The sequence below is a fragment of the Streptomyces sp. NPDC051315 genome, assembly GCF_044455165.1.
GTDB lineage: Bacteria > Actinomycetota > Actinomycetes > Streptomycetales > Streptomycetaceae > Streptomyces.
In genome coordinates this window covers 133,519-147,121 of the sequence record NZ_JBITEN010000004.1, presented here as the reverse complement: position 1 = coordinate 147,121, position 13,603 = coordinate 133,519, and the positions used below count along the sequence as shown (strand labels likewise).

The window sequence follows — 13,603 nt, the reverse complement described above, 5'->3', positions numbered from 1 at the left end:
CGGCCTGTTCCCTCCCCCAGCACCATGTGACATATTACTGGCGTGACCAACCGACCGAGCTGTGACGTCGTGGTCGTCGGCGCCGGCATGGTGGGTGCCGCCTGCGCGCTGTACGCGGCGCGTGCCGGGCTGGACGTCGTCGTGGTGGACCGCGGGCCGGTGGCCGGCGGCACGACGGGCGCGGGCGAGGGCAACCTCCTCGTCTCCGACAAGGAGCCCGGCCCCGAACTCGAACTGGCCCTGCTGTCCGCCCGGTTGTGGAGCGCGCTGGCGCGAGAGCTGGGCGGGGCGGTCGAGTACGAGGCGAAGGGCGGCCTCGTCGTCGCCGGCACGCCCGAGGCGCTGGCCGCCCTGACCGCGCGGGCGGCGGGACAGCGCGCGGCCGGGGTGGAGACGTGCGACGTGGCCGCCGACCGGCTGCGCGACGCCGAACCGTATGCGGCGCCGGACCTCGCGGGCGGCGTCCTGTATCCCCAGGACGCCCAGGTCATGCCCACTCTGGCCGCCGCCCACCTGCTGCGGGCGTCCGGGGCGCGCCTGGCGACCGGCCGCACGGTGACCGGCGTACTGCGCGGGACCGACGGTGCCGTGCGCGGCGTACGCACCGACCGCGGTGACGTCCTCGCGCCGGCCGTGGTGAACGCGGCCGGCACCTGGGGCGGTGAGGTCGCCGCGCTCGCCGGGGTCACCCTGCCCGTCCTGCCCCGCCGCGGCTTCGTCCTGGTCACCGAGCCGCTGCCGCGCCGCGTGCGGCACAAGGTGTACGCGGCCGACTACGTGGCCGACGTCGCCAGCGACTCGGCCGCCCTGCAGACCTCACCGGTCGTCGAGGGGACCGCGGCCGGGCCCGTGCTGATCGGCGCGAGCCGTGAACGGGTCGGCTTCGACCGGTCGTTCTCCCTGCCGGTGGTCCGCGAGCTGGCGGCGGGGGCGACCCGGCTCTTCCCGTTCCTGGCGCACGTCCGGGCCGTGCGGGCCTACCTCGGCTTCCGCCCCTACCTGCCGGACCACCTGCCAGCCGTCGGCCCGGACCCGCGGGTGCCCGGCCTGTTCCACGCCTGCGGCCACGAGGGCGCGGGCATCGGTCTCGCGACCGGCACCGGGCACCTGATCGCGCAGACGCTGACCGGGAAGACCCCCGACCTGGACCTCGCGCCGTTGCGCCCCGACCGCTTCCCCGAGGAGGCCGCGCCGTGAACCCCCTGAAGCTGGTCCGGGCCCGCCCCGGCCCCCCGTTCGCCGTCACGTTCGACGGCCGGGAGATCGAGGCGCTGCCCGGCCAGACGGTCGCCGCCGCGCTCTGGTCGGCGGGCGTCACCTCCTGGCGGACCACGCGCAACGACGGCCGGCCCCGCGGTGTGTTCTGCGGGATCGGCGTGTGCTTCGACTGCCTGGTGACCGTCGACGGCCGCCCCAACCAGCGGGCCTGCCTGGTCCCGGCCGTGCCGGGCACGGACGTCCGTACGCAGGAGGGAACGGGCCATGACGACTGAGCGGCCGGTGCTCGCGGTGGTCGGGGCCGGTCCGGCGGGGCTCGCCGCCACGCTGGCGGCCGCCGCGCGGGGCGTTCACGTCGTCGTGGTCGACTCCGCCGCGGAGCCGGGAGGACAGTTCTACCGCCGGCCCGCCCACCGCCTCGGTGCCCGGCGCCCCCAGGCCCTCCACCACCAGTGGCGTACGTGGCAGCGGCTGGGCGAAGGCCTGGACGCCCACCTCGCCGCCGGACGCGTCACGCACCTGAGCGACCACCATGTGTGGTGCGTGGAGCGCGAGCCGGCCGGGTTCACGGTGCACGCGCTGCTCGGCCCGGAGCAGGAGAGGGGCGTGACGGTCCGCGCCGACGGGGTGCTCCTGGCGACCGGCGGGTACGAGAGGGTCCTGCCGTTTCCCGGGTGGACCCTGCCGGGCGTGGTCACCGCAGGCGGCGCGCAGGCCATGCTGAAGGGCGGCCTCGCCCTGCCGGGCCGCACGGCCGTCGTGGCCGGTACGGGTCCCCTGCTCCTGCCCGTCGCCACCGGACTCGCGGCGGCGGGCGCCCGCGTCACGGCACTCGTCGAGTCGGCCGACCCGCGGGCCGTCGTGGGCCGGCCGGGAGGACCGGGGGACTCCGTACGCCGTGCCCGCGCCTTGATCGCGGAACCCGCCAAGCTCGTCGAGGCCGCGGGCTACGCCACCCGGCTCCTGCTCTCCCGCACGCGGGTGATGGCGCGTCACGCGGTCGTGGAGGCCCACGGCCGGGAGCGTCTGGAGTCGGTGACCGTCGCCGCACTCGACACCGAGGGCCGAGCGGTGGCCGGTACCGAACGGCGGCTGGCCTGCGACGCCCTCGCCGTCGGCCACGGCCTGCTGCCGCACACCGATCTCGCCGAAGGGCTCGGCTGCCGCCTCGACGGGCCCGGCGTGCGCGTCGACGACGAACAGCGCACCGACGTCCCCGGCGTATGGGCCGCGGGCGAGACCACCGGGGTCGGAGGCGCGGGCCTGTCGCTGGCCGAGGGCCACATCGCCGGACGGTCCGCCGCGGCCCGCCTGAGCGGTACCGCACCCGACCCGCGCACCTGGGCCGCGGCCGCGCGGTCCCGTGCCCGGCTGCGGGCGTTCTCCGCCGAACTCGACGGCGTGTACGCGGCACCTGTGCGGTGGGCCGAGCGGGTGACCGACGCGACGGTCGTGTGCCGGTGCGAGGAGGTCACCGCCGGTGCCGTCCGGGAGGCCGTCGGCGGCCTGGGCGCGGGCGATCTGCGCACCGTGAAACTGCTGACCCGGGCGGGCATGGGCTGGTGCCAGGGCCGGATGTGCGAGCCCGGTGTCGCGGGGGTCGCCGGGTGCGCTCTCATCCCGGCACGGCGGCTGTTGGCCCGCCCCGTGCCCCTGGGCGTGCTGGCCGCGGCGCCCGACCCAGGGCGATGTCATGGCGAGCCGCCGCCGCAGCCCCAGTGATATGTCACACGCCACCCCTGTGTGCCCCTCGCTGTGCCACCCCCTCTGTCCGACGCCCCCCGCAGGGCACCACCTCGATGACCGACACGCCCCCGGGTGACCCTGCTCCAGGGTGACCCGCCTCCCGCACGGCCCACCACCTGGACGGCCCGCCACGCCGCCCACCACCTGGATTCGCCCGCCACCTGGACCGCCCATCTCGACCGCCCGCCACCTGGACCGCCCGCGCCACCTCGATCACCTACCACCTCGATCACCCGCCACCCCCGGAAGAGAGGCTCTCCCCATGACCGCTCCCCATCCCCGCCCCTGGCACGGCGTCCTCGTCGCCACCGCCCTCCCCCTCGACGACGATCTCCGCGTCGACCACGACCGCTACGCCGAGCACTGCGCCTGGCTGGTGGCGAACGGCTGCGACGGCGTCGTGCCCAACGGTTCGCTCGGCGAGTACCAGGTGCTCACGCCCGAGGAGCGCGCCAAGGTCGTCGAGACCGCGGTGGCCGCGATCGGCGGGGAGCGGGTCATGCCCGGAGTCGCCGCGTACGGTGCGGCGGAGGCGCGCCGCTGGGCCGAGCAGGCGCGGGAGGCGGGATGCGGGGCGGTGATGCTGCTGCCGCCCAACGCCTACCGCGCCGACGAGCGCGCGGTCGTGGCGCACTACGCGGAGGTCGCGCAGGCGGGGCTGCCGGTCGTGGCGTACAACAACCCGGTCGACACCAAGGTCGACCTCGTGCCCGAACTGCTCGCCCTGCTGCACGGCGAGGGTCTCGTGCAGGGTGTCAAGGAGTTCTCCGGTGACGTCCGCCGCGCCTACCGGATCGCCGAACTCGCCCCGGACCTCGACCTGCTGGTCGGCGCCGACGACGTCCTGCTGGAGCTGGCGGTGGCCGGCGCGAAGGGCTGGGTGGCCGGCTACCCGAACGCGCTGCCCCGGGCGTCGGTGGAGCTGTACCGTGCCACCGTCGCCGGGGACCTCACCACCGCGCTGCCCCTGTACCGTCAGCTGCACCCGCTGCTGCGCTGGGACTCGCGGGTGGAGTTCGTCCAGGCCATCAAACTGTCGATGGACGTCGTCGGCCGGCACGGCGGACGCTGCCGGCCGCCGCGCGTACCGCTGTTGCCGGAGCAGGAGGCGGCCGTCCGCGCGGCCACCGAGAAGGCGCTCGCCGCGGGCCTCGCGTGACGCCGGCCGCGCACATCGCCACCGGCGGGAAAGGGAAGCCATGCGCAGCACACTCGTCCTGCACGCCGTCGACTCGCACACCGAGGGCATGCCCACCCGCGTGATCACCGGCGGGATCGGCACCATCCCCGGCGCGACCATGAACGAGCGGCGGCTGCACCTGCGTGACCACCGGGACGGCATCCGGCAGTTGCTGATGAACGAGCCGCGCGGCCACTCCGCGATGAGCGGCGCGATCCTTCAGCCGCCCACCCGTCCGGACTGCGACTGGGGCGTCGTCTACATCGAGGTCTCCGGCTATCTGCCGATGTGCGGGCACGGCACGATCGGCGTGGCGACGGTGCTCGTGGAGACCGGCATGGTCGAGGTCGTCGAACCCGTCACGACCATCCGCCTGGACACCCCGGCGGGCGTGGTGGTCGCGCGGGTGGCGGTGCGCGACGGCGCGGCCACCGCGGTGACCCTGCACAACGTCCCGTCGTTCGCGGTCGCCCTGGACCGCGCGATCACCCTGCCCGACGGCCGGACGGTGACGTACGACCTCGCCTACGGCGGGAACTTCTACGCCGTCCTGCCGCTGGAGCGGTTCGGGCTGCCCTTCGACCGTGCTCGCAAGGACGACATCCTGCGGGCCGGGCTGTCGCTGATGGCGGCCGTCAACGCCGAGGGGGAGCCCGTCCATCCCGAGGACCCGTCCATCCGGGGCTGCCATCACGTCCACCTGTACGCGCCCGGTTCCACCGCCCGCCACTCCCGGCACGCGATGGTCATCCACCCCGGCTGGTTCGACCGCTCCCCCTGCGGTACGGGGACGAGCGCGCGCATGGCGCAACTGCACGCGCGGGGTGAACTGCCCCTGCACACCGAGTTCGTGAACGAGTCGTTCATCGGCACCCGTTTCACCGGCCGGCTGCTCGGCACGACGGATGTCGCCGGCGTACCCGCGGTCCTGCCCAGCTTCACCGGCCGGGCCTGGATCACCGGCACGGCCCAGTACCTGCTGGACCCGACGGACCCGTTCCCGGCCGGATTCGTGCTGTGACCCCGTTCCCGGGTCGACGACATGCCGCGTATCGCATACAGAGTCCGCGCGTCCGCTCCCGGGCCGGGCCATGGCAGACAGCCGTGGATACTGATGACACGTGACATGGCACAGCGCCCACCAAGGAGACCCTCCATGGCCGCCCCCCGCAGCAGCTCCTCGACCGCCGCGGCCGTGCCCGCACCCGCTCTGCCCGTGCTCGGCGGCCGCCGCAACAGCTACCGCGAACGGGTCGCCGACGCGCTGCGGGCCGCGCTGATCGCGGGTGAACTGCGGCCGGGCGAGGTGTACTCGGCGCCCACCCTGGCCGCCCGCTTCGGCGTCTCGGCGACCCCGGTGCGGGAGGCGATGCTGGATCTCGCGAAGGAGGGCCTGGTCGACGCGGTCCCCAACAAGGGGTTCCGGGTCACCGAGGTCTCCGACCGGCAGCTCGACGAGTACACCCAGGTCCGCGCGCTCATCGAGATCCCGACGGTGGTCGCCCTGGCGACGACCGCCGACCCGGTGTCACTGGAGGCGCTGCGCCCCGCGGCCCGCGAGATCGTCACCGCGGCGGTGGCGGGCGATCTCATCGCCTACGTCGAGGCCGACACCCGCTTCCACCTCGGACTGCTCGCCCTCGCCGGCAACGCCCACCTCGTCGAGGTGGTCCGCGACCTGCGCGGCCGCGCCCGCCTCTACGGTCTGACCGCCCTCTCGGCCTCCGGCCGTCTGCTGGCCTCCGCCGAGGAGCACCTGGAACTCCTGGACGCCCTGCTGGCCCGTGACGAGCGGGCCGTACAGGAGGTCATGACCCGGCACCTGGGGCATGTCCGGGGGTTGTGGGCGTCCGCGCACCCCTAGGGACACCGGGCCGCTGCCCGGCACAAGAGCGACTTCTGTGATCTTCGTCGCTGGCGTGAGGAGAGTGCCGGATGGGCAGGCATTGCGCGTGTGCGCAAGAGTCGTGTCTTTCCTGTGGGGGAATCCGTGAGTGTGTGCCTGATCGGTGCAGGCCTGTCGGGACTGGCGGCGGCGCACGCCCTCAAGGCGGCGGGAGTCGACTTCGTCTGCCTCGAGAAGGCGTCCGACGTCGGCGGGATCTGGCGTCGGCCGCAGGCCGGCGAGCGCGGGCCGGGCTACCTGTCGCTCCACCTCAACACCACGAAGCAACTCACCGGTTACGCCGACCACCCGATGCCTGCCTCGTACCCCGTCTACCCCCGGCACAGCCAGGTCGCCTCCTACCTGCGCTCGTTCGCCGAGTGGGCCGACGTGCTGGACCACATCGAACTCGAGACGACCGTCGAATCGGTGCGGCGGGAGGACGACGGTTCCTGGACGGTCGTCGCCGTGGACGCCCGCGGCGGGCGGACCTCACGGAGTTTCGCCCAGGTGATCGTGGCCTCGGGGCACAACACCGAGCCGTCCCTGCCGACGCCGCCCGCCGGTCACGACACGTTCACAGGAACGATTCTGCACGCCATCGACTACCGCGACGGCAGTGACCACACCGGACAGGACGTCGTCGTCGTGGGGCTCGGCGCCTCCGCCGTGGACATCGCCGCGGACCTCTCCCGGTACGCCGCGCAGACCCTGCTGTCCGTGCGCCGGGGGCTGCACGTCCTGCCCAAGCAGCTCTTCGGCATGCCGCTCGACGAGGTCGCCGAGGCGCCGTGGTGGACGGCCATGTCCCTGGACGAACAACGCCGTTTCATCGAACAGGCCCTGCTCGTCGCCCGCGGCAAGCTCTCGGACTACGGACTGCCCGAGCCGGACCACCCGATCTTCGCCTCGGCCGTGACCATCTCGGACGACATCCTCAGCCGCATCCGCCACGGCGGGGTCACCCCGAAGCCCGCCATCGACTTCCTCGACGGCCCTCGTGTGGTCTTCACCGACGGCTCGTCAGCGCGGGCCGACGCGATCGTCTACTGCACCGGGTACCGCATGGCCTTCCCGTTCCTGCCCCCGGACTGCCCGATCGGACCGCGGGGCTCCGTCGAGCTGTACAAGCGGGTCGTCGCGCCTGGCCACCCCGGCCTGTACTTCGTCGGCCTGGTGCGCCCGCACGGCTCCATCACCCGGCTCGTGGAGGCGCAGTCCCGCTGGATCGCCCGGATCGTCACCGGCCGGTCGGTGCTGCCGGAGCCCGAGGTCATGCGCAAGGAGATCGCCACGTACCTGAGCGGCATCGCGGGCCAGTACGGCCAGGCGGAGAGCGCCTCGATCCAGGTGAACGTGGCGCCGTATCTGCAGGAACTGCAAGGGGACTGAGCAGGCGTCAGAGGCACGGCGCGAGTCCTCATGGGGTCGGCACACGCGGGGGGTCTCCCTCCGTGGCCGGCCCCTCGGTCGCGCCGCCGGCCGGACGGTCCGGTCCGGGCGCGCGTGCGGCGGGGCGTCGCCGTGGATCGAGGGGAGCGGTTCGGCGACATCGGCGTACGGCTCCCCCCGCACAGGTCCCGCTGTCCCGCCGTTACCCCGCGGTCGCGGCCTCGGCGGGCACCAGGCCGACGGGCGGGCGGACCTCGTACGACTCCGAGGAGATGTACGTCGTCACTCGGGGCGGACGACCCTGCTGGTGGGCGAGCGCCAGGTAGGCGATGAGCCCCACGCCCTCCTCGGGCCGGCGCGAGGTGACGGCGTCCAGCGCCCGCACCAGCGGGGTGGGGTCGAGGCCGTGGTGTCCGAGCAGGGCCGTGGCGCGGGCCAGGGCCTCACCGTCGTGCCGGACGTGGTCGCGGACCGGGACGTAGAGGGTGAAGCCGCTGGGCAGGCCGGTCGCCGTCTCGGTGAAGGCGTGGCAGGACTGGACGGGCCGGCGGACCGGTCCGGCGTCGTCCGGGCCTCGGGCCTCGTCGCCGGTCGCGATCCGGAAGAAGGCCTCGGTCTGAGCGGGTGGGGCCCCGCCCGCCATGCGGGACAGGGCACCCGCCTGCGCCGCCGACAGGTCGTGGTGCGCGAGGTAGACCTTCACCCTGGGTTCCTGCCAGTCGCCCAGGTCCAGGGCGAAGAACAGGTGTCGGTCGCCCGGCGGCAGCGCGGCGAACGCCTCCCGGTGGCCGAGCCGGTGCAGCGCCTCGGCCACGGTTCCGGCGGCACGATTCTGCCCGGAGGCCGCCGGGTTCAGGTACACCTTGACCCTGGGCACGCCGCCGGGTCTGAGTTCCAGCGCGCACCACAGCGCCAGCGGGCCCTTGGGCGAGGGCGGGAAGAACAGGTCCTCCAGCTCGTCGAGCCGGTCCGTCGCGACACCCCAGCGCCGCGCCGCCTTCCGGACGGCGCGCAGGCCGGTGCGCCCGTTGCGCGCCAGACCGCCCGCGCCGCACCCCGGTTCCAGCAGCACCCGCAGGGTCGGCGCCCCGCCCGGCACGAAGGCCAGCGAGAACTCCACCGGCGTGTGGTCGTCGGAGAGGAACGTCGGCCAGGCGGGCGGCAGGTCCAGCGGCCGCTCGGCGACCCCTCCCAGCATCTCGGTCAGGGTGAGCGCGTAGGCCTCGGAGTCCGCGGTGTCCAGGCCCGCGACCTCGCACAGCCGCAGCAACTGGCGCGCCGTACGACCGCCCACGGTGTCGGGACCGGGAGGCGTCGCGGAGCCCGGCCGGCGGGCGGTCACCGGCCCTCCCGCCGCGGGCCGGAGCGGGCAAGAAGATACCCGCCTGCGAAGGCGGGTATCGGGAGGCTCAGGACGACGGGCTGTTGTATGAGGTCCGGGTCGGTGGATATGTGGTCCACGGCACTTCCTTCGGCTCGTGAGCAACACGGATTACCGCAGGGCTCACTACCCCCGAGGTTGAAACTTCATACAACGGTGGGAAGTCGGCGGATGTTGTGTGAATCACCTCGTCAGCCAGTTGAGGAACTGGCTCCACACGCCACTGCGTTCGGACTTGCGCCCCGCCTGCTGGCCGGGCTCGGGACGGGCGGACTCCTCGGCGCGGGCCTGGGCGGCGGGCCGGCGCCCGGTCGTGACGGGGGTGAAACGGGCGGGCAGGGCGGCGAGACCCCGGTTGAAGGGGCCGGGGCGCCAGGTCAGGCTGTCCTCCGGTACCGCCAGTTCGACGTCGGGGAGCTTGTTGAGCAGGTTCTCGATGGCGGTCACCGTGATCTGCCGGGCCGGCTCCTTGGACGGGCAGGCGTGCGGGCCCGCGCTCCACGCGAGATGCGCGCGGTTGCTGCCCGCCTGGCGTGCGGCCGTCAGCGCCGGACCGGTGTTGGCGGCCGCGAAGCTGACCAGCACCAGGTCGCCCGCCTGGAACTGCTGCCCGGCGAACTCCATGTCGGAGGCCGGGTAGTGCGGTGCGAGGTTCTGCATGGGCGGGTTCTCCCACAACGTGTCGTCGATCGCCTCGTCGATCAGACCGCCCTGGTGGGCGTACGCGTCATGGGTGAGGAGCCGGTGCAGGGTGTTGCCGATGAGGTTGCGCAGCGGTTCGTTGCCCCCCACCAGCAGCAGGGCGAGCTGGTGGACCATCTCCTCGTCGGTGAGGGCGGACTGGTGCTGCATCAGCCAGGAGGTGACGTCCTCGCCGGGCCGGGACCGCTTGAGCGCCACCAGTTCGCCGACGGCCCCGAACAGCACCCCCATCGCGCGCTCGGCGTTGACGCCGTCGAACATGCCGGTGATGCCGTACACGACGCGGTCGCCGATGTCGGCGGGGCAGCCGAAGAGCTCGTTGAACACGAACAGCGGCAGCTGCTTGGCGTAGTCGCCGAGCAGGTCGGCCGAACCGCGGGAACCGAACTGGGAGATGAGGTAGTCGGAGACCTGTTCGGTGCTCCGGCTCAGCTTGCTCGAGTCGACGCGGGCCATGCTGTCGGTGACGGCCTGACGCAGCCTCAGGTGCTCGGCGCCGTCGCTGAACATGCAGTTGGGGCGGTAGGCCAGCACGGGTGCGACCGGGCTGTCGGGGGCGATCTTGCCCTCGTTGAAGTGGCGCCAGCGGCGCGCGTCCTTGCGGAACGAGCCGGAGTCCTGAAGGAGCTGGAGCGCGGTGGCGTAGTCGGTGACGAGGGTCGCCTCGACTCCGGGGGCGAGTTCGACGGGCGCGGTCGGCCCGTAGTGGCGCATGTAGGTGTAGTACGCCTGCGGGTCGGCCGCGAACTCCGGCCCGTACAGCGGCACTCGGCCGCCGGAGTTGTGCGCCGGGCACCCGGGCGGGGGCACGGGAGCGGTGGGGTGGTCCATGTCTGCTCCTAGTGGGCACGGTCCTGCAGGTGGCGGACGAGGGTGATGAGCGCTTCGGCCGACGACTGCTCGTCCCGCGCGTCGCAGGTGACGACGGGGGTGTCGTCGAGCAGGTCCAGCGCCTCGCGCAGGGCTCTCTCGTCCCGCAGGGGGGTGCCGTCGAAGTGGTTGACGGCGATGGCGTAGTCGAGTCCGTACTGCTCGATCAGGTCGATCACGGCGAAGGAGTCCGCGAGTCGCTCGGGGTCGACGAGCACCAGGGCGCCGAGCGCGCCGCGGGCCATGTCCTCCCACATCTGCACGAAGCGCTGCTGGCCCGGCGTTCCGAACAGGTAGAGCACGACGCGGTCGCTGATGGTCAGGCGGCCGAAGTCCATGGCGACCGTGGTGGTGGTCTTGCCCTGGACGCCCTTGAGGTCGTCGATGGACTCGGCGGCCCGCGTCATCGTCTCTTCGGTGGTCAGCGGTTCGATCTCGGAGATCGCCCCGATGAACGTGGTCTTGCCGACCGCGAAGTGACCGACGACGAGGATCTTCACGGCCGTCTGCGTCGCACCGCCGCGGACGTACGCCTGCTCATCCAAACTTGGCCCTGAGACCATTCAGCACCTCCTCCAGGATCTCCCGGTCGGCGAGCGGGGCCCGCTGTACGGGTGGGCGGGTGATGAGGTAGCCGCCCTCGGTGAGGGCGGCGAGGAGGATCTTCACCACGCCGAGGGGCAGTTGGGTGTGCCCCGCGATCTCGGCGACCGAGAGGTAGCCGGCGGAGCACAGGTCGAGCAGGCTCTGTTCCTCCGGGGACAGCCGGGTGGGCCGCTGCTGTTGGTCCGCGGCGGCCGTGACCAGCGTGATGAGGGAGAGCTGCTCCTCGTCGGGCAGTCCGCGCCCTTTGGTGATGACGTACGGACGCACTAATTCCGGTGTCTGCGGCTCCAGTTCGTCGAAACCGGTCATGACCGTGCGCCGAGGTTCTCGCGCGGCGGCGTCGTCAGGGCCTTGCCGAGCTGGCCGACGAGCTGCTGCATCCGGAAGGTGATGTCCGCCATGTCGACGTCCGGGGAGGCGGACACGCCGAGGTAGGCGCCCTCACCCGCGGATATCAGGAAGACCCAGCCCCCGTCGAACTCGACCAGCGTCTGCCGCCACCGCTGCTGCGCGTCCTCGCAGAAGAAGGCGAGGGAGCGGCTGAGCGACTGCACGCCGCTCATCGCCGCGGCCACGCGGTCGGCGTCGTCCTTGTCGAAGTCCTGCGTCCGGGCCATCAACAGGCCGTCGGCGGAGATCAGGACGGCGTGCAGGGCCCCGGGAATCTCCAGGGCGCTGTCCAGCATCCATGACAGATCGTCGTTCACGAGACCTCATGCCCTTCACTGCTTGCGCCACGTGTGCTGCTCGACTGTTCCGCGGGGTCCGTGTGCGTGGCCCGGCCGGACTGGGTGCCGCGCTGGAAGGCGCCCATGATCGACGCCCGCTCCGCGCCCGAGCGGGCGGAGGCGGGGGCGTTCGACGCGCTGCCCGGCACGATGGCCATCGGCCGCTTCCGGCGCCGCTTGGGCAGCCCGTCGGCGGTGGTGGTGCTCGGGACCGGGGCGGGTTCCGGGCCGCCGCGGGCGGGGGTGGCGGCAGCGGGAACGACCGGGGCCGGCTCCTTCTGTTCGGGCGCGCTGGTGAGCAGGTCGTGCGGGAGGAGGAGGACCGCCCGCACACCGCCGTAGGGCGACGTCGAGTCGACGGACACCTCGAAGCCGAAGCGTTCGGCGAGCACGCCGATCACCGCGAAGCCGAACTGCGGGGGGTTACCGAGTCCGGAGACACCGGAGACGCGTTCGCTGGAGAGAAGTTTCTCCGCGCGGGCCCGCTCTTCGTCGTTCATACCGACACCGGCGTCGTCGACGACGATGCAAATACCCTTGGGCACGGTGCGAATGTTGATTTCGACGACGGTGTCCGGGCTCGAATAGCTCGTGGCGTTGTCGAGGAGTTCCGCGAGAGCCAGCGCCACCGGTTCGACGGCGCGGCTCGTGATGCCGAAGTCGACCTGCGAGAGAATTTCCACCCGCCGGAAATGGCGGATCCTTCCCTGCGCGCTGCGGACCACGTCGTACACCGAGGCCACGTCGCGCTGGCGACCCAGCCAGCCGTCGCAGAGCACGGCGATGGACTGGGCACGGCGGCCGAACTGGGAGTTCGTGTGGTCGATCTCCAGCAGATCCTGGAGGATGACCGACTCGCCGTATTTGTTCTGCAGCCGGGAGACAATCAACTGCTGCTCCGCGGCAAGGCCCTGAAGCGTCCGCATGGCGGATTTGAGGACCGTTTTCGTTGCCTCTTCGGCTCTTTCCTGAGCTGCCTCGACGGATTTCGCGTACCCGTTCTCCAGCTCGGCGTGCCGATCCCGGAGATCTGCGAACTCCTGCCTTAACGTCCGCGTCGCCCTGCGCTGACGAACAATGGTGGCGACTGCGACGAGTACGGCGACGAGGAGAGCCCAGAGTACCGGGTTCTGTATGTAATCAGTCATAAGACTCTCTTCAGGCGACTGACGGCCAGTTGCTGAATTCCCGTCAATGCGGGTGGACCGGCGGACCGCCCGCACCGGGGTGACCGCCCGGACTGTCCCCGTAGTCGGAGATGTCGTCTTGCACCCATCCGCCCGCTCTACAAGCGCGGTGATCGTATCACCACACGATGCACTCACCGACAGCCAACATAGGGGCCTATGACGGGCATTGACGACCCATCAGACAGAAGGCCGACAGCGGGGCGACAGCCCGCCTCCGGGACAACCGATAAACGCGCTTCCGCCCCATTGGGGAGGTAATAGAGATGTACGGAACCTTTTCCGGAAACCGAAGGGAAACGAGAGGTAATGAAACGACAAAACCCGTATCCGGGAATCCCGGATACGGGTCGTGTGACTGCCGTGGTCACTCACCGAGCGACATCCGCTCGCCACGGAGAGTGATAAGTGTCCGAGGGGGGACTTGAACCCCCACGCCCGATAAAGGGCACTAGCACCTCAAGCTAGCGCGTCTGCCATTCCGCCACCCGGACCAGGTGTCTGCCGCTGTGCGGGGTGTTCCCCGCGGCGACATGGACAACAATACCAAGCTTTCGGAGTGCCTTTCACCTGCGTATCCGCTGGCCGGGCCGCCGGCCGGGGCCGGCCGACGGGCGGTTTCGGGCCGGTCGACGGCGGACGACGGCGGACGACGGCGAGTGACCGAACGGTCACTGTCACCGGGCCGCGGGCCACTTGGTTCAAGAG

General features: G+C 72.2%; 13 protein-coding genes and 1 tRNA gene. 7 read left to right on the top strand and 7 right to left on the bottom strand.

Annotation, left to right across the window (positions count from 1 at the left end; translation table 11 throughout):
* Positions 1 to 42: 42 nt before the first annotated feature.
* From ACIBBD_RS09835 to ACIBBD_RS09805, 7 genes are all read left to right on the top strand, one after another.
* On the top strand, positions 43 to 1,197 hold the full coding sequence (locus ACIBBD_RS09835) for an NAD(P)/FAD-dependent oxidoreductase (RefSeq protein ID WP_399418808.1): 1,155 nt from the start codon (positions 43 to 45) through the stop codon (positions 1,195 to 1,197).
* The gene (locus ACIBBD_RS09830; RefSeq protein WP_399418807.1) at positions 1,194 to 1,493 is read left to right on the top strand and encodes a (2Fe-2S)-binding protein; all 300 of its coding nucleotides are present in this window, start codon (positions 1,194 to 1,196) and stop codon (positions 1,491 to 1,493) included. The genes ACIBBD_RS09835 and ACIBBD_RS09830 overlap by 4 nt, the downstream gene beginning before the upstream one ends.
* Complete coding sequence (locus tag ACIBBD_RS09825; protein WP_399418806.1) at positions 1,483 to 2,940, top strand: FAD-dependent oxidoreductase; 1,458 nt, start codon at positions 1,483 to 1,485, stop codon at positions 2,938 to 2,940. The genes ACIBBD_RS09830 and ACIBBD_RS09825 overlap by 11 nt, the downstream gene beginning before the upstream one ends.
* 286 nt (positions 2,941 to 3,226) lie before the next feature.
* On the top strand, positions 3,227 to 4,123 hold the full coding sequence (locus tag ACIBBD_RS09820) for a dihydrodipicolinate synthase family protein (protein ID WP_399418805.1): 897 nt from the start codon (positions 3,227 to 3,229) through the stop codon (positions 4,121 to 4,123).
* A 40-nt stretch (positions 4,124 to 4,163) separates the two neighbouring features.
* The gene (locus ACIBBD_RS09815) at positions 4,164 to 5,165 is read left to right on the top strand and encodes a proline racemase family protein (RefSeq protein WP_399418804.1); all 1,002 of its coding nucleotides are present in this window, start codon (positions 4,164 to 4,166) and stop codon (positions 5,163 to 5,165) included.
* Between the two features lie 135 nt (positions 5,166 to 5,300).
* Positions 5,301 to 6,008, top strand: a complete 708-nt coding sequence (locus ACIBBD_RS09810) for a GntR family transcriptional regulator (protein WP_399418803.1) — start codon at positions 5,301 to 5,303, stop codon at positions 6,006 to 6,008.
* A gap of 126 nt (positions 6,009 to 6,134) precedes the next feature.
* On the top strand, positions 6,135 to 7,421 hold the full coding sequence (locus tag ACIBBD_RS09805) for a flavin-containing monooxygenase (RefSeq protein ID WP_399418802.1): 1,287 nt from the start codon (positions 6,135 to 6,137) through the stop codon (positions 7,419 to 7,421).
* A 202-nt stretch (positions 7,422 to 7,623) separates the two neighbouring features.
* Here ACIBBD_RS09805 and ACIBBD_RS09800 read toward each other — a convergent pair whose 3' ends face one another.
* From ACIBBD_RS09800 to ACIBBD_RS09770, 7 genes are all read right to left on the bottom strand, one after another.
* A complete protein-coding gene (locus ACIBBD_RS09800; protein WP_399418801.1) occupies positions 7,624 to 8,763 on the bottom strand; it encodes a tryptophan dimethylallyltransferase family protein in 1,140 nt (379 codons plus the stop codon).
* A 222-nt stretch (positions 8,764 to 8,985) separates the two neighbouring features.
* Positions 8,986 to 10,335, bottom strand: a complete 1,350-nt coding sequence (locus tag ACIBBD_RS09795; protein ID WP_399418800.1) for a cytochrome P450 — start codon at positions 10,333 to 10,335, stop codon at positions 8,986 to 8,988.
* Positions 10,336 to 10,343: 8 nt separating this feature from the next.
* The gene (locus ACIBBD_RS09790) at positions 10,344 to 10,937 is read right to left on the bottom strand and encodes a GTP-binding protein (protein ID WP_399418799.1); all 594 of its coding nucleotides are present in this window, start codon (positions 10,935 to 10,937) and stop codon (positions 10,344 to 10,346) included.
* Entirely contained in the window at positions 10,912 to 11,289 is a 378-nt protein-coding gene (locus ACIBBD_RS09785; protein WP_399418798.1) for a DUF742 domain-containing protein, read from the bottom strand. Before ACIBBD_RS09785 ends, ACIBBD_RS09790 begins: the two co-directional genes overlap by 26 nt.
* Positions 11,286 to 11,687, bottom strand: a complete 402-nt coding sequence (locus ACIBBD_RS09780; protein WP_399418797.1) for a roadblock/LC7 domain-containing protein — start codon at positions 11,685 to 11,687, stop codon at positions 11,286 to 11,288. Before ACIBBD_RS09780 ends, ACIBBD_RS09785 begins: the two co-directional genes overlap by 4 nt.
* The gene (locus tag ACIBBD_RS09775) at positions 11,684 to 12,856 is read right to left on the bottom strand and encodes an ATP-binding protein (protein WP_399418796.1); all 1,173 of its coding nucleotides are present in this window, start codon (positions 12,854 to 12,856) and stop codon (positions 11,684 to 11,686) included. Before ACIBBD_RS09775 ends, ACIBBD_RS09780 begins: the two co-directional genes overlap by 4 nt.
* A gap of 448 nt (positions 12,857 to 13,304) precedes the next feature.
* A tRNA-Leu gene (locus ACIBBD_RS09770) sits at positions 13,305 to 13,389 on the bottom strand.
* Positions 13,390 to 13,603 lie beyond the last annotated feature (214 nt).

Excerpts from the sequence above, each read along its gene's own strand:
- ACIBBD_RS09825 (WP_399418806.1), top strand. The coding sequence starts at position 1,483 with ATGACGACTGAGCGGCCGGTGCTCGCGGTGGTCGGGGCCGGTCCGGCG.
- ACIBBD_RS09820 (WP_399418805.1), top strand. The coding sequence starts at position 3,227 with ATGACCGCTCCCCATCCCCGCCCCTGGCACGGCGTCCTCGTCGCCACC.
- ACIBBD_RS09815 (WP_399418804.1), top strand. The coding sequence starts at position 4,164 with ATGCGCAGCACACTCGTCCTGCACGCCGTCGACTCGCACACCGAGGGC.
- ACIBBD_RS09810 (WP_399418803.1), top strand. The coding sequence starts at position 5,301 with ATGGCCGCCCCCCGCAGCAGCTCCTCGACCGCCGCGGCCGTGCCCGCA.
- ACIBBD_RS09795 (WP_399418800.1), bottom strand. The coding sequence starts at position 10,335 with ATGGACCACCCCACCGCTCCCGTGCCCCCGCCCGGGTGCCCGGCGCAC.
- ACIBBD_RS09790 (WP_399418799.1), bottom strand. The coding sequence starts at position 10,937 with ATGGTCTCAGGGCCAAGTTTGGATGAGCAGGCGTACGTCCGCGGCGGT.
- ACIBBD_RS09785 (WP_399418798.1), bottom strand. The coding sequence starts at position 11,289 with ATGACCGGTTTCGACGAACTGGAGCCGCAGACACCGGAATTAGTGCGT.
- ACIBBD_RS09775 (WP_399418796.1), bottom strand. The coding sequence starts at position 12,856 with ATGACTGATTACATACAGAACCCGGTACTCTGGGCTCTCCTCGTCGCC.